Source organism: Flaviflexus massiliensis (assembly GCF_001375495.1).
Classification (GTDB): Bacteria; Actinomycetota; Actinomycetes; order Actinomycetales; family Actinomycetaceae; genus Flaviflexus; species Flaviflexus massiliensis.
On sequence record NZ_LN831058.1, the window covers coordinates 978,312 to 994,076 of the forward strand.

At 61.2% G+C, this 15,765-nt stretch carries 15 protein-coding genes; 10 read left to right on the top strand and 5 right to left on the bottom strand.

Going from position 1 to position 15,765, the window contains the following annotated elements:
* Positions 1–79 precede the first annotated feature (79 nt).
* From typA to dapC, 5 genes are all read left to right on the top strand, one after another.
* On the top strand, positions 80–2,011 hold the full coding sequence (gene typA / locus BN1241_RS08475; RefSeq protein WP_054953182.1) for a translational GTPase TypA: 1,932 nt from the start codon (positions 80–82) through the stop codon (positions 2,009–2,011).
* A complete protein-coding gene (locus BN1241_RS08480; protein WP_054953183.1) occupies positions 2,011–2,550 on the top strand; it encodes a hypothetical protein in 540 nt (179 codons plus the stop codon). Before typA ends, BN1241_RS08480 begins: the two co-directional genes overlap by 1 nt.
* Positions 2,551–2,667: 117 nt before the next feature.
* A complete protein-coding gene (locus tag BN1241_RS08485; RefSeq protein WP_054953184.1) occupies positions 2,668–4,410 on the top strand; it encodes a VanW family protein in 1,743 nt (580 codons plus the stop codon).
* A gap of 51 nt (positions 4,411–4,461) precedes the next feature.
* On the top strand, positions 4,462–4,785 hold the full coding sequence (gene fdxA / locus BN1241_RS08490) for a ferredoxin (protein WP_054953185.1): 324 nt from the start codon (positions 4,462–4,464) through the stop codon (positions 4,783–4,785).
* Entirely contained in the window at positions 4,785–5,912 is a 1,128-nt protein-coding gene (gene dapC / locus BN1241_RS08495; protein WP_054953186.1) for a succinyldiaminopimelate transaminase, read from the top strand. Before fdxA ends, dapC begins: the two co-directional genes overlap by 1 nt.
* Before the next feature lie 238 nt (positions 5,913–6,150).
* On the opposite strand, the gene BN1241_RS08500 is transcribed toward dapC, so the two are convergent.
* The 3 genes from BN1241_RS08500 to BN1241_RS08510 are packed head-to-tail and all read right to left on the bottom strand — an operon-like array spanning position 6,151 to position 9,152.
* The gene (locus BN1241_RS08500; protein ID WP_054953187.1) at positions 6,151–7,032 is read right to left on the bottom strand and encodes an NUDIX domain-containing protein; all 882 of its coding nucleotides are present in this window, start codon (positions 7,030–7,032) and stop codon (positions 6,151–6,153) included.
* Positions 7,022–7,618, bottom strand: coding sequence for a Maf family protein (locus BN1241_RS08505; protein WP_054953188.1), 597 nt, complete (start codon positions 7,616–7,618; stop codon positions 7,022–7,024). The genes BN1241_RS08500 and BN1241_RS08505 overlap by 11 nt, the downstream gene beginning before the upstream one ends.
* A complete protein-coding gene (locus tag BN1241_RS08510; protein WP_054953189.1) occupies positions 7,599–9,152 on the bottom strand; it encodes a DUF885 domain-containing protein in 1,554 nt (517 codons plus the stop codon). Before BN1241_RS08510 ends, BN1241_RS08505 begins: the two co-directional genes overlap by 20 nt.
* Positions 9,153–9,224: 72 nt before the next feature.
* Between BN1241_RS08510 and BN1241_RS08515 the strand changes: the two genes are divergently transcribed.
* The 3 genes from BN1241_RS08515 to BN1241_RS08525 all read left to right on the top strand — a co-directional run bounded on the left by BN1241_RS08515 (position 9,225) and on the right by BN1241_RS08525 (position 12,364).
* Entirely contained in the window at positions 9,225–10,253 is a 1,029-nt protein-coding gene (locus tag BN1241_RS08515) for an adenylate/guanylate cyclase domain-containing protein (RefSeq protein ID WP_230198295.1), read from the top strand.
* Positions 10,254–10,363: 110 nt separating this feature from the next.
* Positions 10,364–11,041, top strand: coding sequence for a response regulator transcription factor (locus tag BN1241_RS08520; RefSeq protein ID WP_054953191.1), 678 nt, complete (start codon positions 10,364–10,366; stop codon positions 11,039–11,041).
* A 3-nt stretch (positions 11,042–11,044) separates the two neighbouring features.
* Positions 11,045–12,364 carry an ATP-binding protein gene (locus BN1241_RS08525; RefSeq protein WP_054953192.1) on the top strand — a complete coding sequence of 440 codons (1,320 nt, stop codon included), beginning with the start codon at positions 11,045–11,047 and terminating at the stop codon, positions 12,362–12,364.
* Here BN1241_RS08525 and BN1241_RS08530 read toward each other — a convergent pair.
* A complete protein-coding gene (locus BN1241_RS08530; protein WP_054953193.1) occupies positions 12,314–12,823 on the bottom strand; it encodes a GtrA family protein in 510 nt (169 codons plus the stop codon). The two genes, BN1241_RS08525 and BN1241_RS08530, sit on opposite strands and share 51 nt — an antisense overlap.
* Positions 12,824–12,841: 18 nt before the next feature.
* On the opposite strand from BN1241_RS08530, the gene BN1241_RS08535 reads away from it, so the two are divergent.
* Entirely contained in the window at positions 12,842–13,969 is a 1,128-nt protein-coding gene (locus BN1241_RS08535) for a 5-(carboxyamino)imidazole ribonucleotide synthase (protein ID WP_077138335.1), read from the top strand.
* Between the two features lies 1 nt (position 13,970).
* A complete protein-coding gene (gene purE / locus BN1241_RS08540) occupies positions 13,971–14,459 on the top strand; it encodes a 5-(carboxyamino)imidazole ribonucleotide mutase (protein WP_054953194.1) in 489 nt (162 codons plus the stop codon).
* On the opposite strand, the gene BN1241_RS08545 is transcribed toward purE, so the two are convergent.
* Positions 14,425–15,540, bottom strand: coding sequence for an LCP family protein (locus BN1241_RS08545; protein ID WP_230198296.1), 1,116 nt, complete (start codon positions 15,538–15,540; stop codon positions 14,425–14,427). The genes purE and BN1241_RS08545 overlap by 35 nt on opposite strands.
* Positions 15,541–15,765: the final 225 nt, after the last annotated feature.

The window sequence follows — 15,765 nt, forward strand, 5'->3', positions numbered from 1 at the left end:
CGGCTTGTACGATAAACCGTGGATCCCACTGGGTCCGATTCACGCGCATTCGCGCTCAGAAAGGAACCGAGCAACGCCGGTGAAAGTAACTCGCTCAGACATTCGAAATGTAGCAATCGTGGCACACGTTGACCACGGCAAGACCACCCTCGTTGATGCCATGCTTTGGCAGTCCGATGTTTTCGACTCCCATGCTTCCGTGGAATCCACGGGCGAACGCGTCATGGACTCGGGGGATCTTGAGCGAGAAAAGGGCATCACCATTCTTGCGAAGAACACTGCCGTCACCTATCACGGTATTCACGCAGCCAAGCACGGTGCCCCGGACGGCATCACCATCAACGTTGTCGACACCCCCGGGCACGCCGATTTCGGTGGCGAAGTGGAGCGCGCCCTGTCGATGGTCGACGGTGTTGTTCTGCTCGTCGATGCGTCCGAAGGGCCGCTCCCGCAGACCCGTTTCGTGCTCCGCAAGGCACTTGCCGCGAAGCTCCCTGTCATTGTTGTGGTCAATAAGGTTGACCGCCCCGATTCCCGCATCGATGCGGTCGTATCGGAAACAACCGACCTGCTCCTCAACCTGGCATCGGACATGGAGGGGGATTCGGACGTCGAGGTCGACATTGATGCCCTACTCGACGTTCCCGTCATCTACGCATCCGGCAAGGCCGGCCGTGCTTCCGCGACGAAGCCTAACGACGGCACCCTGCCCGATTCGGACAACCTGGAACCGCTCTTCGACGCGATCCTCACCAACATTCCCGCCCCTACGTACGACGATGAGGCACCCGTTGCCGCACAGGTGACGAACCTTGATGCATCCCCGTTCCTTGGCCGCCTCGCCCTCGTTCGCGTCCACTCCGGAACCCTGTCGAAGGGCCAGTCGCTGGGATGGCGGAGGCAGGACGGCACGATGTCCAACGTCCGCATTTCCGAACTCCTCCGCACCGTCGGTCTGGAGCGGGTCCCGGACAAGGAGGCCGGCCCCGGCGATATTGTCGCCGTTGCCGGTATCCCCGAGATCACCATCGGCGATTCACTCGTTGACCCGGAGGACCCGATCGACCTGCCTAAGATCCACGTGGATGAGCCCGCCATCTCCCTCACCATCGGCATCAACACCTCGCCACTGGCCGGCAAGGTGAAGGGACATAAGCTGACCGCCCGCCAGGTGAAGGACCGTCTTGACCGTGAACTGGTTGGTAACGTGTCCCTGCGAGTGTTGCCGACGGAACGCCCCGATGCGTGGGAGGTCCAGGGCAGGGGCGAGCTTGCGCTCGCAATTCTTGTGGAACAGATGCGTCGGGAAGGTTTCGAGCTGACCGTGGGCAAACCCCAGGTTGTGGTCAAGCAGGACGAGAACGGCAAGGTTCTTGAACCGTACGAGCAGATGACAATCGATACGCCCGAGGAGTACCTGGGTGCGATCACGCAGCTCATGGCGGCGCGCAAGGGACGCATGGAGTCGATGACGAACCAGGGCACCGGTTGGGTACGCATGGAATACCTCGTTCCCTCGCGCGGCCTCATCGGGTTCCGCACGTACTTCTTGACCGAGACTCGCGGCACCGGCATCGCCTCCTCCCTCTTCGCGGGCTACGACGCGTGGGCGGGGCAGATCGAATCCCGAGTCACCGGCTCCCTCATCGCCGACCGTCAGGGCGCCGTCACCCCGTTCTCCCTCCTCCGCCTCCAAGATCGCGGCACCTTCTTTGTGGAACCGACCCAGGAAGTGTACGAGGGCATGGTTGTGGGTGAGAACCCGCGTGCTGAGGACATGGAGGTCAATATTGTTCGCGAGAAGGAACTGACGAACATGCGAGCAGCATCGGCTGACGTGTTCGAAACTCTTGTTCCGCCCAGGAAGCTCACGCTTGAAGAGTCGCTCGAGTTCATTGAAGAAGACGAATGCGTGGAAGTGACCCCGGAACTCATCCGCATCCGCAAACTCATCCTGGATGCTCACGAACGCAACCGCGCCAACCGTAAGCGAGCACAGGGAAGAGTCTAGTGTCCTCCTTCAAGAAGCTCACCGCTGGCCCCACCCTCTCCCGTCCGCTTACCCTCACCACCGCGCTGGCAGGGGTCGTCCTTGGCGGGCTGTCTGCGCTCCTGGGAACCATCACCCACTCCGGTGGGATCGAAGGCGGGGGAGTGGGCATCACCGTCGCACTCCTGACTGTGCTGGCGGGAGCTACTGCTTTCATGTTGCTCGGCGGCCTGACGGGTTGGGTGAGCTACGGCCTGGGACTGCTCCTTACCCTGCTTCTCGTCTCCCTCTTCACGGAGGGTGATGGGGTAGGAACGATCTACGAGGGGCTTACTGCCTGGTGGTCGTACGGGGCACCCGGGGTACTGCTCCTCGGAGTTCTGCTCGCCTGGATCGGCTACCTGCTGCTGGGGCAGGACCGCAGAGACAGCATCGAGGAAACCGAAAACGATTGGGAACAGCAGAAGATCGACCGCGGGCGAGCAGGGGAGTACGATCTGCAAACACCCGGTGGGAAAGTGCGCTTCGATCACCACGACACCGGTCGGGGCGAAGCCTGAGGCTGATGTCCACGGGCACGGTAACAAATAGATCTCACCCCGGCAGGGCAGAGGTCTCATCAGGATCTTTGCCTTTCGTGGCGCTAGACTGACCACGGTAACGAGGAAGGGACGAGGATGACGTCGAATGAAGAGGGAATGAGGCAAACACCCGAGGGTGCTTCCTCCCAGTCCGAGGCCGGTGAGCCAAAGAAGAGGGTCCTGTGGCCGTGGATCACCGGAGGCGCCGTTGCTCTCGTGGCGGGCGTCTACGTTGGTGCCGCCTTCTACTTCGCTGACCGCATCCCCGCCAACACCACCGTCTCCGGAGTCGAGGTGGGTGGCATGACAGAGGCGGATGCTGCCGCGAAGATCGAAGCCGAACTCGAGGGCGTCGTGAACGAGCCCGTTCCTGTCACCGTTTCCGGCACCGACATTTCCACCGAAATTGATCCCGCGGGAAGTAACGTGACGGTCGATGGTGCCGCAACCGTGGATGGCATGACTGGGTTGTCGTTCAACCCTGCCGATCTGTGGCGCCACCTATCGGGCGGAACCGACATCGATGCGGTTGTGTCCCTGGACGAAGAAGCCCTCCACGATACGGTTGCCTCTCTCAACGAGCAGCTGGGCACCGAACCCGTCAACGCCACCATCTCCTTCGCCGGATCCACGATCCAGACCACGCCCCAAGAAAACGGTGTGGGAATCGATGCCGACCACGCTGTCGAGGTTCTCTCGGCGGGCTGGCTCACCGAGTCCCGTCCGATCGAACTGCAGCCCACCGACCTGGAACCCGAGATCACCGACTCCGACATCAACCAGATCCGTGTGGAGAAGGCCGAGCCGCTCGTTGCCGGCCCCCTGACGGTCATGGTCGGCGAACGCGAGGTCGTTCTCGAACCGACTGCGCTCGCGGAAGCTGCCTCCTTCGAGGAGGCCGATGGCAGCCTCACGATGACTCTCGATACCGATCAGCTTGTCGACCGTGTCGTGGACGGGGCGGGTGATGATCTGGATGCTCCGAAGGATGCGCAGATCGTGATCGAAGACCACGCGGAAGGTCCGATCATCAAACCGTCCGAGAATGGCATGGTGATCGACCGCGACCAGACAGCACAAAACATTGAAGATGTGGCAACGACCGAGACGCGCACGGTCGAAGCGGTTGTGTCGGAAGAGGAACCGGAATTCACGACCGCTGACGCCGAAGAGCTCCGCATTAACGAAGTGGTGTCCGAGATCAACACGCCGCTGACCAATGACGCGGTGCGGGCCGAAAACCTCATCGTCGGCACCTCGAAGACCAATAACCAGCTCATCCTCCCCGGCGAACGTTTCTCCCTCCTCGAAACCCTTGGCCCGATCACGGAAGAGAACGGCTTCGTTTCCTCCGGTGTTGTTATGGATGGGTTTAACGCGACCGCCCTTGGGGGCGGACTCTCCCAGCTGGCGACTAACACCTTCAACCTCGGCTACCGGGGTGGCATGGAGGACATTGCGCACCAGCCCCACTCGAAGTATTTCGACCGCTATCCCATGGGCGTGGAATCCACCGTGTGGGAACCGAGCGTTGACGTGATTTGGCAAAACAATTCACCATACGGAGTCCTCATCGAGACCTGGGTTGAAGACGGTGAAGTGAAGTCCCGCCTCTGGTCAACCAAGCATTATGAAGTTGATATCCAGGTGTCTGAGCCCTACAACTATGTCCAACCCACCACGAAGGTCAACAACTCGCCGGACTGTGTCCCGTACGGTGCAGGTGGCCCCGGTTTCACGGTCGATGTCGCCCGCCACGTGACCGCCGAAGGTGAAGATGTCTACACCGATTCGTACTCATGGACGTATCAACCAGTCGACGCAGCCGTCTGTGGCTAGTGCCTAAAAACATGGGATACTGTCTAGACAGTTGAAGAGAGGACCGTCAAAGTGACTTACGTAATTGCCCTTCCCTGCGTTGATATCAAAGACCGGGCCTGCGTCGACGAATGTCCTGTCGACTGCATTTACGAAGGCGAGCGCATGCTCTACATCCACCCGGATGAGTGTGTCGACTGCGGAGCCTGCGAACCGGTTTGCCCCGTGGAAGCGATTTACTACGAAGATGACACTCCCGAAGAGTGGAGCGAATACTACAAGGCGAACGTCGAATTCTTCGACAAGATCGGTTCGCCCGGCGGGGCCGCGAAAATGGGAGTCCTGCCGTTTGATCACCCGATTGTCGCAGCCCTCCCGCAGGGCATCAACGACTAATGTCGCTCGCAGGGGAGACTCTTCCCGACTTTCCGTGGGACACCCTCGCACCATATAAGGAACTCGCCAACGCCTATCCCGGTCCCGTCGCCGACCTGTCGATCGGGACCCCGGTCGATCAGACACCCGAGATTGCGATTGTGGCTCTGCGCGAGGCTGAGCAGTCGCCGGGATATCCGCCAGCTCTTGGCACGCCCGAGCTGCGGGAGGCGATGGTCAACTGGTGGTCACGCACCCGCGGAGCCACGGTTGACCCGGACGGGGTGCTTCCCACTATCGGGTCGAAGGAAATGGTGGCGCTCCTCCCGTCCCTGCTTGGGATCACGGGAAATGTTCTCATACCGGAGGTTGCCTACCCGACCTACGACGTGGGTGCGAGGCTCGCGGGAGCCACCCCGATCCCGATCGACACAGCATCCGATCCAGCAACGTGGCCCGCAGGGGACCTGCTGTGGCTGAATTCCCCCGCCAACCCCAACGGGCACGTCCTTGACCGGGAGCAGCTGCGCAAGATTGTCGCCTGGTCACGGCAAACGGGCACGATCGTTGCCTCTGACGAATGCTATGCGGCCCTCCCGTGGGACGAGCCGTATGTCAGCGAGGGGGTGCCCTCGATTCTGGCCGATGACATATCGGACGATAAGACGGGGCTCCTTGCCCTCTATTCGGCTTCCAAGCAGTCGAATCTTGCCGGGTACCGTGCCGCCCTCATCGCAGGAGACCCAGCGATCCTCGGCCCCATGATCGAGGTCCGCAAGCACATGGGGTTCCTCATGCCGGGCCCGGTCCAGCGTGCCATGACCGCGATCCTCAACGATGACGAGCACGTGGCTCAGCAGCGCGAGGTCTATCGGCGCAGGCGCGATGAACTCATGGCAGCGTGCGCTAGCGCAGGACTGCGACCCGATCCCGAGACTGCGGCCGGACTCTACCTGTGGCTTGAGGATGCCAAGGGGGAGGCCGATGCGTGGCAGATTGTTGATGCGCTGGCGCGCCGCGGCATTCTCGTTGCGCCTGGAACGTTCTACGGTGAACAGAGCCGCATGTTTGTCCGGATGTCCCTTACCGGTACGGATGACGTCATCGCAGAAGCCGTCAAGCGCCTCGCAGAGCCGCTCTTCCCCTAACCGCTTGAGGTGCTGACCCGAATGCCGCCATGCGGCACTGGGTCAGGGCAGCAGGCAACATCATTCTTGGCAAAATGCAGTATTGGCGTCAAAGAAGAATTAGCGGAACATGGTGGGTGGTCTTTCCAATCTGGAAGGGCCACCCACCACGTTGATTCAGACGAATCAATTCAGAATTCACCCCACAAGCTGCGGACCGTAACTCCACACACCTTGATCGGGTGTCATTCCGAGTGAACTAGTCCGTGGACTGCTGGGTGCCCGGGGACGTCATGATCGTCAGGTCGTCAGCGATGGGGGAGAAAAGGGCGTCCGTGAACCGGTTGGGATCCAGTGCCTTGCTACCAGGGAGACTAACCCCGACTGTGGTGATCGAGTCGTAGCCGTCGATCGGGACGTCTCTCTTTTCTGAACAGTAGTGGATCGTGGCAGGCAGGGCGCCCCTGACTGCATGGGGCTTGAGTAGAGGGCCGTCCCCGACGATGACGATGTCGGGGAACCACGTGATCGTCCTGGGACAATCTCCGTCCCGAGAACGGGACAGGGCAAGCTCGATCTTCTCGGCCCGAGAAGGGGCCATGGCATCGAGTGAGAACCCAAACGTGGTGCGCTTCAGAAGGGCCTCTTCCCATCCCTCTGGCAAAACATTCTTGTCAATGACGATGAGGCTGCGCCCAAGAAGCTGATCAAGCAGGGGAAGGGACTGCTCGAACGCGGGCATGAGATCCTTCCCTCGAAGATCCCGCCAAGAAACCCACTCCATCGCATCCGACTCGTGGTCCGTCACCACGGCTTTTTGACCCGCGGAAGCTTCCGCAATGATCGTCGTGTATGACCAATCGGGGTGATGGAGTTTGGTGGCAGTCCAGACCCTGACCGGACCCATGCCCGCCTCTTCCTTCGCTTCGCGTAGCGCACCCTCGATCGGGGATTCGTCGAAGTCGATGGCACCGCCGGGAATACCCCAGGTGCCGCCTGACATTGACCAGGGGGCACGTAGCTGAAGGATGATGGCAGGATCGGTCGGGTTCTCCCAAGCGAGCACACCGGCAGCCCCAGCATGCCCCCAGTGCCGGTTTCCGCAAGCGCAGTGGACAACGCCGTCTGCCTTAGCGCCCATCCCACAGCTCCATGATCGTGTAACCCAGCTGTCCCAGCAGGTCGCGGAACAGGGGCAGTGACAGTCCGGTCACGCCGTGAGGATCGCCCTCGATGCGGTCAATGAACGGACCGCCGTAGCCATCGATCGTAAACGAACCAGCAACATGCAGGGGCTCCTCGGTCGCGAGATAGCCTTCGATCTCCTCATCGGTCATGTGGCCCACGTGCACGGTGGCTGATGAAACACCGCCGACGGCACCCCGCGGGGTGATGAGCCAGTGCCCGGTGTGCAACACCCCGGAGTTTCCCCTCATGGCACGCAACCGTTCCCTGGCTACCTCTACCGTGTGGGGTTTACCAACGATCTGCCCCGCCATGTCAAACATCGAGTCGCCGCCGAGAATGAGCTCCTCGCCGGTTGTCTCTGCCACGGCCTCCGCCTTCGCCTTTGCAAGCGCAAGTACCTGCTCCGCGATCGGAGCCCCTGCCATCCCATCCAGGATTGCTTCCTCGTCGACTTGGGAGACGTGAACGGTGGGGGTGATGCCGGCGCCGGTCAGGACCTTGAGGCGGCCGGCCGATGCGCTAGCGAGACAGAGCCGCATGAAGCGTGTCCAATCCGAGCCCACCAAGCGCGAGGGCACGGGAGTGGAAGTCGCGCAGGGATTCGCCGCGAGCAAGTGCCGCATCGCGTTCGGACTCCCACAGGCGCTGCCCAATTTTGTATGACGGTGCCTGACCGGGCCAACCGAGGTACCGATCGAGCTCGAATGCGAGGAACGAGTGGTCCATGGCAACGTTTTCGGTGAGGAAATCCCAGGCCTGCTCGGCAGTCCAGCCCTTGACGTGAACACCAATGTCGAGGCGCACGCGCGCCGCACGTAGCCGCTGGGAATCGAGCATGCCAAAGTATTCGCCCGGTTCATCCAGGTAGCCCAGGTCGGCCATGAGACGCTCCGCGTACAGCGCCCATCCTTCACCGTGACCCGAGACCCAGCAGACGTGGCGGCGCCATGTGTTGAGATCACGGTTCGCGACGGTGGCCCCGATCTGGAGATGGTGACCCGGAACGCCCTCATGGTAGACGGTCGTCTTTTCCAGCCACGTGTTGAAAGTGTCGACGCCTTCGGGAACCGACCACCACATCTGTCCGGGACGGGTCATGTCGTCGGTGGGCGGGGTGTAGTAGATGCCGCCGGTTCCCGGGTAGAGCACGCGCGCATCAATCCTGCGCATGTCACCCTCGATCGTGAACTCGGACGACAGGTTCGTGACGGCCGCGTCGGCTACCTCCTGCATCCACTTCCGCAGGGTCTCACGCCCGTGAATGATTCGTTCGGGAGCGTTGTTGAGGCGTTCGGTGGCTTCCTTGACGGAGGTGCCGGGCCCGTACAGCTTCTCAGCGATCGTGACCTGCTCGGAAATGATCGAATCGAGCGCATCCTGGGCCCACTCGTACGTTTCGTCAAGGTCAACATCGGAACCGAGGAAATAGCGCAGATGGGCGGGGTAGCGGTCGCGGCCGATCCCATCCACGTCGGTGCTGGGCAGGGTCGTGAGGAACTCACCCAGCTCCGCGAAAGCCTGCCTTGCCATTGTCGTGTCGAACCGCTCCTCAAGCTCGGTCAGGATCCCGGACGTGGAGACCTGCTTCGCCTGCTCGATACCGACCTTGATCTGGCGCTCCGGGAATGGCATCCCGTTCGACACCCGCCACGAGAGTGCCTCGCGGTACTGGGCAATGGCGGTGGGGATGGCGTTGACGCGCTCACGGATGAGCTCCCAATCCTCATCCGTATCCCGCTCCATGAGATCGAAGGAGTCGCGGATGGTGGGGATGGGGGAGGCGATGTTGTTGAGTGCGCCAATCTCGTCATCGGCGATCGCGAGGGAGGAATTGATCCTCTCCTTCATGGCCTCTTTCGTCACCCACTCGTCATCATTGGCCGGTTCGACACCATCGAGAGCCTTGAGGGTGCGTCGCCCCAGGTCATTGATCTGTTCCTGTCCGGCGGGCGAAAAGTCGTCGAGTCCGCCGGTCTTGGCGAGCCCCGTTTCTGACGCGAAGAGTGGTGACAACCGTGTCAGTTCGATAACATACTTGTCGGCGATTTCATTGACCGATGTGGGTGCGCTCATGAACCCAGCCTACGCCAGGATGGCACTCGCGACACTTTTGGTAAAGCGAATTCAACTGATAGACTTATGTATGTGATCCGTGACACAAACCATGAGAATTTTCGTGAGACCGTTGAGGCTCGCGCGAACTCATTACTGACGGGTCAGCCGCAATTTACCCTCGTTGAGGCCGCGGAGCGCCTGGGAGCCGATCTTCGTACCGTGCGCCGATTTTGGATCGCGATGGGTTTTCCCGCCGTTGACGATGAGGAAAACGACAAGATCTTCACCGGTCGCGACGTGGAGATGATGCGCAGGCACTTCGATAAGCTCACCGCGGGACAGCTCGACTCCGACACTCTGAACTCGCTCGTTCGGGCCCAGTCGCACATGGCGGACCGGCTGGTTCTTTGGCAGTATGAAGCGCTTGTTGAATTTGCGGAATCCACCTTTGAACTCGACGACCTCAACGCGCGCTACTGGGTGATTGAACACCTGGATGAATATCTGCCCCTCCTGGAGGAGCAGATGAGGTACGCGTGGCGCCGCCACATGGCGGCTTTCCTGCGGCGCACCGAGCTGGAGTTGCGCAGGCGCTCACCCGAAGTGGAAACTCCGGACCTCATGCCTCTTCAGCGGGCCGTTGGATTCATCGACCTCGTTGCCTTCACGAGCAGGTCGCGGGAGCTGGGCTCCGAGCAGCTCGTCAGCTTCATGCGCGACTTCGAGTTCACGTGCCGTGATGTCATCACCTCTCATGGCGCGAGGCTCGTGAAAACGGTTGGGGATGCCGTCATCTTTATCTCCGAGGATCTTGCAACGGGAGCGCGGGTCGCAACGGAGCTAGTGAATGCGCTCGGCAAGATTGAGGGCATGCAACCCGTGCGGGCTTCGCTCGCGTGGGGGAGGATCGTTTCTTCGTTTGGTGACATCTTCGGCCCCGTCGTCAACCTCGCGAGCCGGCTTGTTGATATTGCTCCCACGGGATCGGTTCTGATCGACCGACCCACCGCCACCGCCATCTCCTCCACGCTGAACAATTACATGGTGCTGCCCTTCGGTCAGCAGGATTTACGCGGCACAGGAAGCGTGGAGATCTTTGAGTTAAGAAGACTACGATAACGGCCGTTCATATCGAGTACTGAATTTAATTAGGTCAAGATTTCATAAATTGTAAACCAATTTACTGTAAAGCTCGCCACGTTTTCCGTTCTCCATCTATACTCTAAGTTGTGACTAAAGTATTACTCGTTGAAGATGATCTCGCTATCTCTGACCCGCTCGTTCGAGCACTTGGCAGGGAAGGCTACGAAGTGCGCCCCCACAGCACGGGACGTAGCGCGCTAGACGAACTTTCCCACGGCGCTGACCTCATCATCCTTGACCTGGGCCTGCCGGATATGGACGGTTTGGATGTTGCTCGCACCATCCGTTCCCAAGGCTCCAGTGTCCCCATTCTTATCCTGACCGCACGTGCGGACGAGGTTGACATGGTCGTGGGCCTCGATGCCGGTGCGGACGACTACGTGACGAAGCCATTCCGCCTCGCCGAGCTCATGGCGCGCGTCCGCGCGCTGCTGCGCCGCGGCACCGGGGAGGAGGGGGAGTCCGACATTCTCGTTGCCCAGGACGTCAAGGTGGACGTGTCCGCGCACCGCGCGTGGGCGAAAGACAAGGAACTGCACCTGACGGGCAAGGAGTTCGATCTCCTCACAGTCCTTATTCGGGATGCCGGCTCCGTTGTGTCGCGCGAGGACCTGATGGATCAGGTGTGGGGATCCGATTCCGCTTCCTCCACGAAGAAGCTGGACATGCACGTGTCGTGGCTACGCCGTAAGCTCGGTGACGATGCGAACGAACCTACCTACATTTCAACGGTTCGTGGCATGGGATTCCGGTTCGAGAACTAGCCAATGCGTCGCCGTGCGCTCAGGATGACGCTACTGGCAGTCCTGGTGGCTGTCCTGCTCCTCGGTGTCCCCATGGCAATCTTTGGTTCCTCAATGCTGTGGAACCAGGAGATTGCGAACATGAGAGACCAGGCGTCATCCCTGACCTCCATCGTCGACCGCAGAATCGACCGTGGTGCGGAAATTACTCCCGAACTCGTGGAAGGCTGGGGCGGTGAAGCCGCCCCCAACGTTCGCGTCACGGTGTTTCTGCCCGGGGGTAGCGAAGTTTCGGGAGGTGCCGAACTTTCCGGGACTCCGCTGACGGTGGTGGAACGCGGCACGTCCGGTGTTGTCGTTCAAGTCCAGACCGATCGCGGTCACATCTACCGTTCCGTTGCCGGGTTCATTCTTCTCGTCTCCGTCGCCTCCCTCGTCGCGCTTCTTGCTGGGGTGCTTCTTGCTGCTCGCCAGTCACGGAAACTATCCGCACCCCTCATCTACCTCGCGGCCTCCGCGGAGCAGATCGGTTCGGGTACGGTCCGTCCCCACCTGCGCAAGTCCGGGATCGAAGAGATTGACCTCGTGTCCGAAGAGCTGGTGCGTACGGCTGACCGCATGGCGGGGAGGCTGTCCGCGGAACGCCAGTTCGCGGCCGATGCTTCGCATCAGCTCCGGACCCCGCTCACCGCGCTGTCGATGCGGCTCGACGAGATCGAGATGCTCACAGAAGACGAGGAGGTCCTGATGGAAGTGCGGGCCTGCCAGGACCAGGTGGAGAGGCTCACCGGTGTTGTCACCGAGCTGCTCAAGACTTCGCGTTCCGATGGTGGGGGTACGACGGAGGCCGTGGCCCTGACCAAGGTGTTTGATCAGCAGCGTGAGGAATGGCAGAAAGTGTTCCACCGCGCCAAGAGGAAACTCATCCTCGAAGGCGACGAGGATGTCACGGTGCTCGCGACGCCCGGATCCCTGTCCCAGATCATCGCCACCCTCATCGAAAATGCCGTCAAGTACGGCGATGGTGACACGACGGTCACCGCGCGCCGCACGGCGAACAGCAAGGGCGTTGTCATCACGGTGACCGATGAGGGGGAGGGCGTGCCGGATGAGCTGGGGGATTCAATCTTCAAGCAGGGAGTCTCCACCGGCGGCTCCACGGGACTCGGGTTGCCACTCGCGTTGAATCTGGCCCGAGCCGATGGTGGGAAGCTGGAGCTTTCCCAGAACCGTCCCCCCGTGTTCTCCCTGACTCTTAACGCGGTGCCGAACTCTCTCGACCCGAACAAAGTGCTACCGCAGGGAGCCCTGATCTCCATGGGGTCGCGCAGGCGCCGACGCTAGCTCGGGAGCAAAAACAACGTACCGGTAGCAGACGTACCGGAAGGCCGTGCCAAGAACGAGACCAACACCGTTTGCTGCCACGTTGTCAGCGAACTGAGAATCGAAGCCGAGCACGAACCGGGAAACCGCCAGGCATCCGAGTGCGATCGCCATGCCGCCCAGGTTGACGAGAACAAACATCGTGAATTCTCGCTTCGTATCGCTACGCTTCTTCTCCCGGAAAGTCCACAGCCGGTTCCCGATCCAGGCGAAGATGATGGAGGCGGTCACGGAGATGGTCTTGGCGGACATGGACTGATCGAATGGCAGAACAACCGGCAAATGGTATGCCAAGAGATTGAACAGGCCAATATCGACGACGTATGCACCCAATCCAACCGTGCAGAAGCGCAGAAACTCGATCAGCCATTCCTTCGGGGACTGCCCACGGAGCAGACGCCTAACGAATCGCGATAACACTCGATTAGCATATAGGACATGAGTCAAAAAGTAGTGGGAACAGGTGCCCGGGCGGCAGCGCCCGTGGTCTGCGTGATCGGTGGCGGACAGCTTGCGAGGATGATGCAGGAGGCGGCCATCCCACTAGGGATCGAGCTCCGTGCCCTCGTCGAAGCTGACGACGGATCGGCGGGCCAGGCCATCCCCTACTCGACTGTCGGCCACGCCGAAGACCGCGACCTCATCACCTCCTGGGTGGAGGGCAACGTGGTGACGGTTGAACACGAACACATCCCCGACGCGATCCTGCGGGAGATTGATTCCCGCCCCTCGGCCGATGCGCTCCGCTACGCGCAGGACAAGCTTTTCATGAGGCGCGAACTGGACGCCCCGCACCCCACCTGGGCCGAAGCCCACAGCACTAACGAGATCAACGACTTCATTGCGAAAGTCGGGGGAACGGCAATCGCCAAGACCCCAACCGATGGCTACGACGGCAAGGGCGTCGCTGTCATTTTCTCGGCCTCCGACATTCCCTGGAACTACGCCGAGGGGGACCGGATTCTCCTTGAAGAGAAGGTGGAGTTTGAGATGGAGGTGGCGCTCCTCATTGCACGCCGCCCCTCGGGGGAGATGAAGGCCTGGCCGCTTGTCCAATCCACTCAAAAGGACGGCATCTGCTACGAGGTGATTGCCCCGGCACCCGTCGCTCAGGAAATCCTCGACCAGGCAACCGAGATAGCCAGGAAGATCGCGGAACAAACCCAGGTGGTGGGAGTTCTCGCTGTTGAAATGTTCGTTGTCGATGGCACGCTGCTCGTCAACGAGCTAGCCATGCGCCCCCACAACACCGGCCACTGGAGTATCGACGGGGCGGTCACGAGCCAGTTCGAGCAGCACCTGCGTGCAGTGCTCGATCTTCCCCTCGGAGTTACGTCTCCGACCCGGCCCTGGACCGTCATGGTCAACCTCCTCGGCTCCGAGCTGGATGACCCCCGTGAAGCACTCGGTGCCGTCTGGGAGAAGGACCCCGCCGTGAAGATCCACATGTACGGCAAGGAGGTGCGTCCACTCCGCAAGATCGGTCACGTGACAGTGAGCGGCGACGACCTTGAAAGCGTCAAGGCCCGTGCCCACGCGGCCATTGAGATCCTGGAAGGAAAATAGGATGAGTGTTGGAGTTGTCATGGGGTCGGACTCGGATTGGCCGACCATGGAAGCCGCAACCGTAGCCCTCGATGAATTCGGAATCCCCTGGGAAGCTGACGTGGTCTCGGCACACCGCATGCCACAGGAAATGATCGACTACGGCAAGACAGCGGCCCAGCGCGGACTCGACGTCATCATTGCCGGAGCGGGCGGGGCGGCCCACCTTCCGGGCATGCTCGCCTCCGTCACCACCCTCCCGGTCATTGGCGTTCCCGTGCCGCTCAAGTACCTGGACGGCATGGACTCACTCCTGTCGATCGTGCAAATGCCGGCGGGGGTTCCCGTTGCGACCGTGTCGATTGGTGGGGCACGCAATGCTGGGCTTCTTGCCGCCCGCATCCTCTCCATCCCCAACCCCGAATTGAGGGAGAAGATGGCAGCGTTCCAGGAGGAACTAGCCGAGGTTGCGCACGCTAAGGGAGATTCACTGCGACGTCATCTTGGGTGATTGACCCGTCGCGTACCTTCGCAAAGAACTCATCGACCGTATTCGGGTCAAGGAGCACGGTTGAGCCAACACCGCCCGGGTAGTAGTTCATGTCCGCAATCGGGGGAGTCCCAATAATCCCGTCCGGACCCATAATGCCCCGCAGTGGCATAGCCACGCGCACAAGATCGAGCAGGTTCGTGTCCTGATCGACTGTCAAAACCTCCGCCGTCGAACCGACAACGTCACGCTGCTTGAACGGGTTGAGAAGAACGGATGGCGTCATCACTTCGTTGATGACCTGAGCGATGACCTGGCGTTGGCGGGCGGTACGCCCAATGTCACCCAATGGATCGGCGTACCTCATGCGGCTGAAGGCGAGGGCCGTGGTGCCGTCAGCAACGTGACAGCCAGCCTGCCATTCCAGGCCCGAGAAGCTGTCGCTCACGTCGTAGTCGAGGCAGAGCTCGACACCGCCCACGGCACCAACCAGATTCGCGATACCGTCCATTCCCACTTCAACGTAGTGGTCCACCGTCAAGCCCGACAGGCCCTCGACGGTTTCAACGAGTAGTTCGGGACCACCCCGAGAGTAGGCAGAGTTCAATTTCCCGGCACCGTAGCCCGGGATCTCCACGTAGGTATCTCGGGGGAGGGATATGAGGGAGGGGTTTCCCGTTTCGGGAATGTGCACGAGCATGATCGAGTCAGATCGCTGACCCTCCACACCGTCGTTGATACCCTCCTCGGATCGCTTATCCGTACCCGCGAAAAGGATGGTGCGGCCGGGCGTATCCTCCGCGCCCGAGAGGGCGCTCACGTGGCTAAGTTTCGAGCTCCCGTAGGAGTAAAGATAGAGCGGCCATGCCACCAATGCCATAATCAGCAGCAGGAGAAGCGGGACGATAATCCGGCGCTTGCGGAATCTCTTTCGTGGGCGATCAGGTGCCGGGGCCGCAACGGCGGTGCGGGGTGGGCGCCGGCTCCTATAACACTCTCCCACCTGCGCCAATGCGGGGTCGAGGCGATTGACCCCATGTGCGGAACGCTGGGGAGTGCGGGGGACCGCACGGACCGCCGTGTCCGCACGAGGTCCTCTCACTCCCCTCCTGCCTCTTAGCCACATCGAGAGGTTAAGAGGCGACAGGCCGCCCCCCGCGCTGGGCCGGCTCCCGCCGTGCTGACTCGGGCCGTTCGTCCATCGGCAAGCCGAGTGGTTCTGGACGTGCCGCCCGCTGCGGCGAGCGCTGTTTGCGTGGCGCATAGATTGGTGGGGGAGTGCCGTCACCCGCCCGGGGCGTGTTGTTGGTTGCTCGCGTGGGCGGAT